The organism is Duganella sp. GW821-FHT07G03, assembly GCF_059418605.1.
Genome location: NZ_JBWKQE010000011.1, coordinates 1 through 11,197 on the forward strand (window position 1 = coordinate 1; position 11,197 = coordinate 11,197).

The following is an 11,197-nucleotide window of genomic DNA, read 5'->3' on the forward strand; positions in this document are numbered from 1 at the left end:
GTGCCACGCGTGGCACGATGCCGGAACTGACCCCGCTTTTCCCTTGACCCCGGGTTGATTTGTAGGCAATGTATCAGCCCATGAAGCCGATACGCCACCACATGTCCAAAATCCTCAAGTTCACGCAGTTCTCCATGCGGGACTTGTTTGTCGCCGCCGCGCCCACCATCGCCCTGATCGCCGCCGTCTGCCTGCTGGCCTACTGGCTGGTGGACCCGGCGCCGCCGCGCACGGTGCGCCTGGCCACCGGCCAGGAAAACAGCGCCTACGCTGAGTTCGGCAAGAAATACGCGGCCGCGCTGGCCAAGCACGGCGTCAAGGTGACGCTGGTGCCGTCCGCCGGCTCCGGCGAAAACCTCAAGCGCCTTAAGGCCGGCGAAGTCGACATCGCCTTCGTGCAGAGCGGCTCCACCAACGAGGAGGCGGCCGAACGCGAGGGCCTGACCTCGCTCGGCAGCCTGTTTGTCGAGCCGCTGTGGCTGTTCCTGCGCGAGACCAAGGGCAAGCCGCCCATCACCCAGCTGACCCAGCTGAGGGGCCTGAAGATCAACTTCGGCGCCAAGGGCGCGGGCTCCTCGCGCCTGTTCCGCCAGGTGCTGGAGCTCAACGGCGTGGAGAAGGGCGAGGTCGAGCACTTCTCGCTGGCCAACACGCCGGCCACGGTCGAATTGCTGGAAGGCCGCATCGACGGCCTGGTGTTCACCTCGGCGCCGGAAGCGCCGCTGATCCAGATGCTGCTGCAGACGCCGGGCATCAAGCTGTTCAACTTCAACCAGGCGGAAGCCTACGCCCGCAAGCTGCCCTTCCTGAGCCACGTGGTGCTGCCGCAGGGGATCGTCGACCTCGGCCGCGACATCCCGGCCGAGGACTACAACCTGATCGCCCCGACCGCCACGCTGGTGGCGCGCGACGACCTGCATCCGGCGCTGACCGATCTGTTCGTGCAGGCGGCCGCCAGCATTCACAGCGGCGCCGGCTGGTTCTCGCAGCAGGGCCAGTTCCCGTCGGCCAAGTACACCGAGATCCCGGTCGACGCCGAGGCGGCCAAGTACTACAAGAGCGGTCCGCCGCTGCTGCAACGCTATATGACGTTCTGGCTGGCGAATTTCTTCGACCGCATGTGGGTCGTGGTGGTGGCGCTGGGCGCGCTGATACTGCCGTTGTCCAAGGTGGTGCCGCCGCTGTATGTGTGGCGCATCCGTTCGCGCGTGTACCGCTGGTACGGCCAGCTGCGCGCGGTGGAGCAGGCGGTGGAGGAGGCGTCGGATGACACCCGCATGCAGGTCTACGAGGCCCAGCTGGTGCGCCTGAACGAGATCGAGGACCTGGTCAACCAGGTATCGATCCCGCTATCGTTCGCGGACGGCTTGTACGGCCTGCGCAGCCACATCCAGTTCGTGCGCAAGCGTATCCAGTTCCTGATGGGCGAATCGGCGCCTGCTGTCGATGAGGCGGTGGCGGTTTAAGCGCCGGTCCAAGGCAGCTCGGCCTTGCACCAGCCGCTGACGTGCTTGCGGTGGCCGTGCTCGTCCTTGTCGCCCTCGAAGCCTTCCAGGATGTCGTAGCAGTGCTGGTAGCCGTGTTCGGTGGCCAGCTTGGCGGCGCTGCGCGAGCGCACGCCGGAACGGCACAGGAATAAAATCACCTGGTCCTTGCGCGCCACCGAGTTCAGCTCTTCGATGAACTCATGGTTGGCGATCCCGCCCGGATACAGACTCCACTGGACCGCACCATGTTGGGCTTCCGGTATCGCCACCCGGCCCACCCAGTCGCGCTCGGCATGGGTGCGGACGTCGACCAGCTTGACCGCGTTGTCGGCGCTGATCAGTTCAAAGGCTTCCTGCGGCGTCACGGCGCCGGCATAGGGCCAGTCTTTGCTGCGGCTGCGGGCCAATGCAAGAATATCGTCTATTTTGCTCATGTCATGTTCCAGAAATAAGTTTGAGTTTATTATAGGCTTCCTGCGCCCGCACCACACGCAGGTGCACCGAAGCAGTGCATTTTTCGGAAATCTTCCAAAAATGCACAAAACAGGTGCAATATCTCGAACATGCACTCAGTTGGTGCGGTATTGCGATGCCTCAAATAGTGGCACTTGGGCCCGCTGGTGAATTTTAGATTCATTTTGCCAGCAAGTTCAAAGACGCTATCGACATAAGCTGATGAGTTTTAAGCTGGCACGGATACTGCTTACCAAGAGCGCACGAGTCCCACATTCCTTTAGGAGATACGCATGGCAATGACAGCCGCAGAAGTTCTGAAAATGGTCCAGGAAAACGAAGTCAAATTCGTTGATTTCCGTTTCGCCGACACCCGTGGTAAAGAACAGCACGTCACCGTGCCTGTGTCGCACTTCGACATCGACAAGTTCGAATCGGGCCACGCCTTCGACGGTTCCTCGATCGCCGGCTGGAAAGGCATCGAAGCTTCGGACATGATTCTGCTGCCAGATCCAAACACCGCGAACATCGACCCGTTCATGGAAGAGACCACGCTGTTCATGCAGTGCGACGTCATCGAGCCTGCCGACGGCAAGGGTTACGACCGCGATCCACGCTCCATCGCCAAGCGCGCTGAAGCCTACCTGAAATCGTCCGGCATGGGCGACACCGCCTACTTCGGCCCGGAGCCAGAGTTCTTCATCTTCGACAGCGTGCGCTGGAAGATCGACATGTCCGGCTGCTTCGTCAAGATCGATTCCGAAGAAGCCTCGTGGACCACCGGTGAGAAGCTCGAGGGCGGCAACACCGGCCACCGTCCTACCGTCAAGGGCGGCTACTTCCCAGTGCCACCAGTGGACAGCTTCCAGGACATGCGTTCGGAAATGTGCCTGATCCTCGAATCGCTGGGCATTCCGGTCGAAGTGCACCACCACGAAGTGGCTGGCGCTGGCCAGAACGAAATCGGCACCAAGTTCTCGACCCTGGTCGAGCGCGCCGACTGGACCCAGAACCTGAAATACGTGGTCTGGAACGTGGCCCACAGCTACGGCAAGACCGCCACCTTCATGCCTAAGCCTATCGTTGGCGACAACGGTTCCGGCATGCACGTGCACCAGTCGATCTGGAAAGACGGCGTCAACCTGTTCGCCGGCGACGGCTATGCCGGCCTGTCCGACACCGCGCTGTACTACATCGGCGGCATCATCAAGCACGCCAAGGCGCTGAACGCGATCACCAACCCAGGCACCAACTCGTACAAGCGTCTGGTTCCAGGCTACGAAGCGCCGGTCAAACTGGCGTACTCGGCCAAGAACCGTTCGGCTTCGATCCGTATTCCGCACGTGGCCAATCCTAAGGGCCGCCGTATCGAAACCCGCTTCCCGGATCCACTGGCCAACGTCTACCTGTGCTTCGCAGCGCTGCTGATGGCCGGTCTGGACGGTATCGCCAACAAGATCCACCCGGGCGAAGCAGCATCGAAAGATCTGTACCACCTGCCGCCGGAAGAAGACGCACTGATCCCAACCGTGTGCGCTTCGCTGGAAGAAGCCCTGGACAACCTGAACAAAGACCGCGAGTTCCTGACCCGTGGCGGCGTGTTCAGCGATTCCATGATCGACGCTTACATCGAACTGAAAATGCAGGACGTCCAGCGCATGCGCATGACGACTCACCCTGCCGAGTTCGACATGTACTACTCGCTGTAATGGCAACGCACCGGCGCCGCCGGTGCCTGTGGTGAAGCAAAAAACGCGGGGCGAGCAGAGCTTTCCCCGCGTTTTTCTTTGGATGTTGTATATTCGGGATGGAGAGTTCCACCCACGGATTACGAATGACAACTAGCTTTAAACGATGTGTGTTGCTGGCGCTGCTGGGCTGCGGTACTGCCCAGGCGCAGATCTACAAGTGCGTCACGCCCAACGGCAGCATCGAGTACACCGACATCAACCGCGGCAGCTACTGCAAGTCGATGGACTTGCCGGGCACCGTGATACCAGCGCCGCCGCGCCGCCAGGGCACGCCCGCGCGCAGCGGCAATGTGCCGGCGCCGGTCAGCACGCCGGGCGACTTTCCGCGCGTCGACGGCGCCGAGCAGCGCGCCCGCGACGCCGACCGCCGCGGCATCCTGGAAGAAGAGCTGAAGAACGAGGCGCAACGGCTGGCGGAGCTGCGCAAGGAGTTCAACAACGGCGAGCCGGAACGGCGCGGCGACGAGCGCAACTACGCCAAGTACCAGGAGCGGGTGGCCGCCATGCGCGACAACATCGGCCGCTCGGAAAAGAATATCGAAGCCTTGAAACGTGAGATCGCGAATATCCGATGACGAGTTTACTATGAGCCCTACTAGTCTTAACGCCGGCAAGCACCGCCCACCGGCACTGGCGGGTCTGGAACTGCTGGCTTCGGCCGTGGTGCTGCTGGACGCCGAGGGCCAGTTCGTCTACGCCAACGCGGCCGCAGAGAATCTGCTGGAGAGCTCGCTCAAGGCGCTGTCGCGCCAGACGCTGAGCGCGCAGTTCCTCAACCCCGGCGAGCTCGACAACATCTGCACCCAGGCGCGCGAGCACAAGTTCTCCGACCTGCGCCAGGACCTGATGCTGGAGCGGGCCGGGCGCGATGCGCTGCATGTGCACAGCATCGTCTCGGCGCTGGAGGATCCGCCCGGCCACATCCTGATCGAGCTGCGCGAGCACCTGCAGCACCTCAAGCTGGACCGCGAGGAGCGCATCCTCGACCAGAGCCAGGTCAACAAGGAGCTGATCCGCAACCTGGCGCACGAGATCAAGAACCCGCTGGGCGGCATCCGCGGCGCCGCGCAGCTGCTGGAGATGGAGCTGCCGGCGCTGCACGCCGGCCAGCTGCGCGAATACACCCAGGTCATCATCAAGGAGGCGGACCGGCTGCAAACGCTGGTCGACCGCCTGCTGGCGCCGCACCGCCGGCCGCACATCGTCGGCGACGTCAACATCCACGAAGTGCTGGAGCGGGTGCGCAGCCTGATGCTGGCCGAGTTCCCGTCCGGCCTGAGGATCTTGCGCGACTACGACGCCTCGATCCCCGAGTTCCGCGGCGACAAGGAGCAGCTGATCCAGACCGTGCTCAACATCGCGCATAACGCCGCCCAGGCGCTGGCCAGCCGCATCGACGCCGGCGATGCGGAGATCGTTTTCAAGACGCGCGTGGCGCGCCAAGTCACCCTGGCCAAGGTCCGTTACGGGCTGGCATTAGACTTGCATATCATTGACAATGGACCGGGCATCGCACCCCAGATCCGCGACCGGATTTTCTATCCCTTGGTATCGGGCAGGGAAGGCGGCAGCGGCTTGGGGCTGACCCTAGCGCAGACCTTTGTGCAGCAGCACATGGGTGTGATCGAGTGCGAGAGCCGGCCTGGATATACGGACTTCCGCATCCTGCTGCCACTGCCATAAGCCCAGGCGGGCAGGGGGCGGATGCCGGGTCCCTTGATTGACGATCCATATTGCGGGATACACACAACACATGAAGCCAATCTGGATAGTAGACGACGACGAATCGATCCGCTGGGTACTGGAAAAAGCACTGGCCCGGGAAAACCTGGCCACCAAGAGTTTTGCCAACGCGCGCGACGCCATCGCCGCGCTGGAGTTCGAGACGCCGCAGGTGCTGGTGTCCGACATCCGCATGCCGGGCGACTCCGGCCTTGACCTGCTGCAGCTGGTGAAGTCGCGCTTCCCCGGCCTGCCGGTCATCATCATCACCGCCTTCTCCGACCTCGATTCGGCGGTCGCGGCCTTCCAGGGCGGCGCCTTTGAATACCTGGCCAAACCGTTCGACATCGACAAGGCCGTCGAGCTGATCCGCCGCGCGCTGGACGAGAGCCTGCGCGAGACCAGCGTCGAGTCGGGCCCGTCGGAGACGCCGGAAATCCTCGGCCAGGCGCCGGCGATGCAGGAAGTGTTCCGCGCCATCGGCCGCCTGTCGCAATCGAACGTGACGGTGCTGATCACCGGCGAATCGGGCTCGGGCAAGGAGCTGGTGGCGCGCGCGCTGCACAAGCACAGCCCGCGCGCGGCGCAGCCCTTCATCGCGCTCAACACGGCGGCGATCCCGAAGGACTTGCTGGAGTCCGAACTGTTCGGCCACGAGCGCGGCGCCTTCACCGGCGCGCAGACCACGCGCCGCGGCCGCTTCGAGCAGGCCGAGAACGGCACGCTGTTCCTCGACGAGATCGGCGACATGCCCTTCGATTTGCAGACCCGTTTGCTGCGCGTGCTGTCGGACGGCCACTTCTACCGCGTCGGCGGCCACCAGCCGCTCAAGGCCAATGTGCGCGTGATCACCGCCACCCACCAGAACCTCGAGCAGCGCGTGCGCGAAGGCTTGTTCCGCGAAGACTTGTATCACCGCCTCAACGTGATCCGCCTGCGCCTGCCCAGTTTGAGGGAGCGGCGCGAAGACATCCCTATTTTGGTGCGCCACTTCCTGGTGCAGAGCGCCAAGCAGCTGGGCGTGGAAGCCAAGCGCATGAGCGACTCCACGCTGCAATTCCTCAGCGGCCTGGATTTGCCGGGCAATGTGCGCCAGCTGGAAAACCTGTGCAACTGGATCACGGTGATGGCGCCGGGCCAGACGGTGGAAGTGAAGGATCTGCCGCTGGAGCTGACGCAGGAGCAGGGCCACGCGCCGGCGCCGGTCGAGAGCTATGCGCCTATCCAGCATCACGGCACGGTGATGGCGATGCCGGTGGCCGACAGCGGCGGCGCGCATGCGTCGACTGCGTCCGGCGCGCCGGACGCGTGGCTGGGCTTGCTGGAAGCGCAGGCCGCCAGCATGCTCAGCGGCGGACAGCAGGAAGTGATGGCGGTGCTGGGCCGGCAGTTCGAGTCGGCGCTGATACGCACCGCGCTCAAGCACACGCACGGCCGCAAGAACGACGCGGCGGTGCGCCTGGGCATAGGCCGCAACACCATCACCCGCAAGATCGCCGAACTCGGCATCGACGGCGCCAAGGACGATTGATCCCGGCTGCCGCGCCGGTTTGAGGTAAGCTCTTGGCTGATGAAGCCAAGGGCTTTTTTTTTATGGAAACAGTATGCTGATTAATTGTGTGGCCTATCAGGACGGCCAGAAGCTGGCGGACATTCCGGTCGAGGAGATCAGCGACTACATCGAGAAGCCGGAGACCTTTGTCTGGGTCGCGCTGCGCGACGCCCAGCCGGACGAGCTGGCGATCATGCAGCAGGAGTTCGGCCTGCACGAGCTGGCGGTAGAGGATGCGCGGCGCGGCCACCAGCGGCCCAAGATCGAGGAGTACGGCGATTCGCTGTTCGTGGTGGTCAAGACCATCGAGTGCCGCGACGGCGACGTGGCGGTCGGCGAGGTCGATATATTCGTCGGCGACAGCTATGTGCTGTCGGCGCGCGACGGCCACAGCCAGCAGGGCTTCCTCGGGGTGCGCGCGCGGGCGGAGAAGGAGCCGCACATGCTGCGCCTGGGCCCGGCCTTCGTGCTGTACGCGCTGATGGACGCGGTGGTGGACCGCTACTTCCCGGTGCTCGATATGCTGGAGACGGAGCTGGAGAAAATCGAGGAGCTGATCTTCAGCCAGGGCAAGCAGCGCGACAACATCCAGCGGCTGTATGAGCTCAAGCGCAAGGTGACCATCGTGCGCCATGTGGTGTCGCCGTTGATGGAGGCGGTGGGGCGCTTGCACGGCGGCCGCGTGCCGGCCATGTGCCAGGACACGCAGGAATACTTCCGCGATGTGCATGACCATTTGCACCGCATCAGCTCCGCGCTCGATACCATCCGCGACACCATTGCCACGGCGATCCAGGTCAATCTGTCGATGGTGGCGATCGAGGAGAGCGAAGTGAACAAGCGGCTGGCGGCGTGGGCGGCGATCTTTGCGATCTGCACCGCGTTTGCCGGCGTGTGGGGGATGAACTTCAAGGTCATGCCGGAGCTGGAATGGCGGTATGGTTATCCGTTCGCGCTGTCGGTGATGGTGGGCGTGTGCCTGTACCTGCACCGGCGTTTCAAGAAGGCTGGTTGGCTATAAAAAAACGCCCGCATCAAGCGGGCGTTTTTCATGGGGCTGCGGAGCTTACTTGAACTTGTAGCCAGCGGTCACGTAGACGAAGCGGCCACGTGGATCGTACTGGTTGATGTCGTAGCCGGACTGGAACTGATTGGTGACTGCGGTGCCAATCGGGTCAGGCTGCTTGTCGAACAGGTTCTTCACGCCCAGCGCCAGGGTCAGGTTCTTGATGCCGCGGAAGGTTACGTTGGCGTCGTAGATGGCTTCCGACGAGATGAACACCTTGTTGTCGTTCAGGTCGTGGCCAACCTGGTAGCCGCTGCGATAGTTCTGCACCAGGGTGGTCGACCATGGACCTTTGCTCCAGGTCGTAGCCAGCTGATGCTTCCAACGCAGGATCACGCCGCCGTTTTGCGCGCCGATCACTGGGTTGCCGGAAGCGTCAACGATGGTGCCGACTTTGTGCGAGACGTCGCCGCCCGGGCTGGTCTGGTCGAAGGTATCCATGTAGGTACCGTTCAGGTTGGCTTCCAGCTTGCCGAAGCTGAAGTTGTCCTTCCAGTTGGCCGTCAGGTCCAGGCCTTGCACGTTGGCGTTGCCGGTGTTGGCCAAGGTCGAGCGGATGCTGACGATGTCGTTGCCGTTCAGGGTCACCAGGCCGGCGTAGGCCGGGTCGCCGGCGCGGAAGCGCGATACGACTTCTTGCGCCGACGGCGTCGCCAGGATGTCGCGGATGTTGATGTTGAAGAAGTCAACACCGATGCTGGCGCTCGATACCGGCTGCCATACGGCGCCGAACGAGTACTGCTTCGACTTCTCTGGCTTCAGGTTGGGATTGCCGCCCGACAGTGCATTGACTTGCAGACCGGTTTGCTTGGTCGCCGGGTCGTTGAACTGCTCGGAAGTGCCCAGCGTCTGCGGCTGCCACAGGTCGACCAGCGACGGTGCGCGGAAGCCGGTGCCGTACGAACCGCGCAGCAGGAAGGTCTTGGTCGGCTGCCAACGGACATTGCCTTTCCAGTTGGCTGAGTTGCCGACGTCGTCGTAATGGTCGTCGCGCACTGCCAGGTTGGCTTCCAGCGTCTTCGTCAGAGGAACGCTCAGTTCGCCGAACGCCGAGTTCACGGTACGGTCGCGGTCGATAGGTACGACCGAGCCGCCCAGGCCGGAGATGTCGCCCGACTGGTAAGCCGCGCTAGGGTTGGTGGTGTAGTTCTCTTTGCGCGACTGCGCGCCCACCGCGTATTGCGGGGTGATGCCGGCGATGGTCCAGAAGTCGCCGGTGATCTTGGCGTCGAAGGAGTTGCTGGTCGATTTCGCTGCCAGGAAGTCGCCGCTGAAGGCCGCGCCTTTCAGCTGGTCGGCCAGGGCGCCGGTTTGCACGCCGCCTGCCGCCCATGGATTCCAGTTGCTGGCGTTAATGATCTTGGCGTAGGCCACTTGCGAGAAGTAGCCGGTGGTGACAGCGCTGTTCAGCTTGGACTCGTTGTGGGTCAGCGCCACTTCGTAGTCGACCGCGCCGATGGTGCCCTTGGCGCCGACGACCACGCGTGCCTGCTTGGCGGTGTCGACGTTCTGGCGTGGGCCGAAGTCGAACACGCGCGAAGTGATCGACAATGGCTTGCCGATCAGCGTATCGAAGCCCTGGCTGTGCAGGTAAGGCGCAGCGATCGACTGGTAGACCGGGTTGCTTGGGTAGAGCAGCAGTGCCGCATCCACGCCTTGCTTGGCGAACTCGCCGTCGGTCTCGAAGAAGCTGGCGCGCGCCGGCGAAGCCTGGTAGGTCTGGGTGACTTTGCTCTGCGAGTACAGCACGTCGCCGAACAGCTGGTGCTGCTCGTTGAGCTGATAGGTCAGGTTGCTGGTGAAGTTGAACAGTTCGCGATCAGGCGTCAGGCCGACGTCCGGGCCGCTGTCGTAGTAGCAGTAAGGCGAACCCTTGGCGCCGCCTTGCAGGGTGCCCATCTTGATGGTGCCGCATTTGTCGCCGATGGCCAGCGGATTGCCGTAGCCCGAACCGCCCGAGCTGAAGCCGGCGTCGGTGCCCTTGCCTGGCGTGAACGAACCCTGGATGTTGCCCAGGCCGGTCGCGGTGCCGTTGTAGTAAGGCAGCTTGGTCGAGGTGGACGCGTAGTCGCGGTCACGGCCGAACAGGGCCTTTTCTTTTTCGTAGGAGCCCGAAGCCACCAGGTGCAGCTGGTCGGTGTTGAAGCCGCCGGTGATCGAGGCTTTGCTGTTCTGGCCGCCGCCGCTGTGCGATGGGGAACCGTAGCCGCCGGTGATTTCCACGCCGTCGGTCTGCTTGGACAGGATGAAGTTGACCACGCCGGCCACGGCATCGCTGCCGTACACGCCGGAGGCGCCATCCTTCAGCACTTCGACGCGCTCGATGGCGGCCAGCGGGATGACGTTGACGTTGACGGAGGCGCCGTCGCTGCCGGCAAACGCCGCCAGGCGGCGGCCGTTGACCAGCACCAGGGTGCGGGTCGAGCCCAGGCCGCGCAGCGAGATCGACGACAGGCCGCCGGTCGAGCTGCCGGCGCCGGTGGCGTTGCTGGTGCCGCCCGCCGAGGAGAAGGCGGAGATCGACTGCAACAATTCTTCAGTGCTGGTGGCGCCGGTGCGGGCGATGTCCGCCTTGGTGACCACTTGTACCGGCAGCGAGGTTTCAGCGTCTACACGCTTAACCGACGAGCCGGTGATTTCCACGCGTTGTATGACAGGGGTATCCTGTGCAAATACTGGCTGGGCCAGCAGGCCTGCACCGATCAGTGCAGCGCTGCCCGAAAACATCAGGCGCAGTGAACGCGAAATTACAGTTTCCATCATCATTGCTTGAACTCCTAGCGAGGTTACGGCTTAGTACTTTGTCATTAAAAATCCCATAATGAATAATCCATCTATAAATTATTCAAGGCGGTCATCAGACCACTTGAGTCCGGCAACGTCAATTGACACTCTGTAACAAGATTGAAATAAACAACACTTCTGATGGTTATTTCAAAAAAAGACGACTTATTTACACAAAAATACAAAGTATTTGGTTGTTTGTTGCTCGGTTGTGCTAGGCGATAGTGGGACGTTAAACCAAGTTCATGCTAGCGGGGGGGGGGGTGATGTGTGACGACAGTTTGTTCGTCTGATAACAGACGCAGGGAGGGGCGCCGGCCGCCGCAGCTGGCCTGTCTCTTCTCCACCCCTGACGCTGCCGACGATTCCATTCGAGTGTAGA

General features: G+C 62.8%; 8 protein-coding genes. 6 read left to right on the forward strand and 2 right to left on the reverse strand.

The features are described from left to right. Positions 1-101: 101 nt before the first annotated feature. Positions 102-1,466 (forward strand): TAXI family TRAP transporter solute-binding subunit, encoded by a 1,365-nt coding sequence (locus AC07OK_RS15700; protein WP_494691192.1) that lies wholly within the window; start codon positions 102-104, stop codon positions 1,464-1,466. Here AC07OK_RS15700 and AC07OK_RS15705 read toward each other — a convergent pair. Further along, positions 1,463-1,921, reverse strand: a complete 459-nt coding sequence (locus tag AC07OK_RS15705) for a rhodanese-like domain-containing protein (RefSeq protein WP_494691193.1) — start codon at positions 1,919-1,921, stop codon at positions 1,463-1,465. The genes AC07OK_RS15700 and AC07OK_RS15705 overlap by 4 nt on opposite strands. A gap of 312 nt (positions 1,922-2,233) precedes the next feature. On the opposite strand from AC07OK_RS15705, the gene glnA reads away from it, so the two are divergent. The 5 genes from glnA to corA all read left to right on the forward strand — a co-directional run bounded on the left by glnA (position 2,234) and on the right by corA (position 7,986). Further along, positions 2,234-3,649, forward strand: coding sequence for a type I glutamate--ammonia ligase (gene glnA, locus AC07OK_RS15710; RefSeq protein ID WP_026335076.1), 1,416 nt, complete (start codon positions 2,234-2,236; stop codon positions 3,647-3,649). A 125-nt stretch (positions 3,650-3,774) separates the two neighbouring features. Continuing rightward, a complete protein-coding gene (locus AC07OK_RS15715; protein ID WP_494691194.1) occupies positions 3,775-4,266 on the forward strand; it encodes a DUF4124 domain-containing protein in 492 nt (163 codons plus the stop codon). Between the two features lie 10 nt (positions 4,267-4,276). Next, the gene (gene glnL, locus AC07OK_RS15720; RefSeq protein WP_494691195.1) at positions 4,277-5,374 is read left to right on the forward strand and encodes a nitrogen regulation protein NR(II); all 1,098 of its coding nucleotides are present in this window, start codon (positions 4,277-4,279) and stop codon (positions 5,372-5,374) included. A gap of 70 nt (positions 5,375-5,444) precedes the next feature. Then, positions 5,445-6,944 (forward strand): nitrogen regulation protein NR(I), encoded by a 1,500-nt coding sequence (gene ntrC / locus AC07OK_RS15725; protein ID WP_494691196.1) that lies wholly within the window; start codon positions 5,445-5,447, stop codon positions 6,942-6,944. Between the two features lie 73 nt (positions 6,945-7,017). Next, the gene (gene corA, locus AC07OK_RS15730) at positions 7,018-7,986 is read left to right on the forward strand and encodes a magnesium/cobalt transporter CorA (protein ID WP_494691197.1); all 969 of its coding nucleotides are present in this window, start codon (positions 7,018-7,020) and stop codon (positions 7,984-7,986) included. A 45-nt stretch (positions 7,987-8,031) separates the two neighbouring features. Here corA and AC07OK_RS15735 read toward each other — a convergent pair whose 3' ends face one another. After that, positions 8,032-10,797, reverse strand: a complete 2,766-nt coding sequence (locus tag AC07OK_RS15735; protein ID WP_494691198.1) for a TonB-dependent receptor — start codon at positions 10,795-10,797, stop codon at positions 8,032-8,034. Between the last annotated feature and the right edge of the window lie 400 nt (positions 10,798-11,197).

Bases quoted from the DNA above. Each gene is read 5' to 3' on its own strand.
- AC07OK_RS15700 (WP_494691192.1), top strand. From the start codon at position 102: ATGTCCAAAATCCTCAAGTTCACGCAGTTCTCCATGCGGGACTTGTTT.
- AC07OK_RS15705 (WP_494691193.1), bottom strand. From the start codon at position 1,921: ATGAGCAAAATAGACGATATTCTTGCATTGGCCCGCAGCCGCAGCAAA.
- glnA (WP_026335076.1), top strand. From the start codon at position 2,234: ATGGCAATGACAGCCGCAGAAGTTCTGAAAATGGTCCAGGAAAACGAA.
- AC07OK_RS15715 (WP_494691194.1), top strand. From the start codon at position 3,775: ATGACAACTAGCTTTAAACGATGTGTGTTGCTGGCGCTGCTGGGCTGC.
- glnL (WP_494691195.1), top strand. From the start codon at position 4,277: ATGAGCCCTACTAGTCTTAACGCCGGCAAGCACCGCCCACCGGCACTG.
- ntrC (WP_494691196.1), top strand. From the start codon at position 5,445: ATGAAGCCAATCTGGATAGTAGACGACGACGAATCGATCCGCTGGGTA.
- corA (WP_494691197.1), top strand. From the start codon at position 7,018: ATGCTGATTAATTGTGTGGCCTATCAGGACGGCCAGAAGCTGGCGGAC.
- AC07OK_RS15735 (WP_494691198.1), bottom strand. From the start codon at position 10,797: ATGATGATGGAAACTGTAATTTCGCGTTCACTGCGCCTGATGTTTTCG.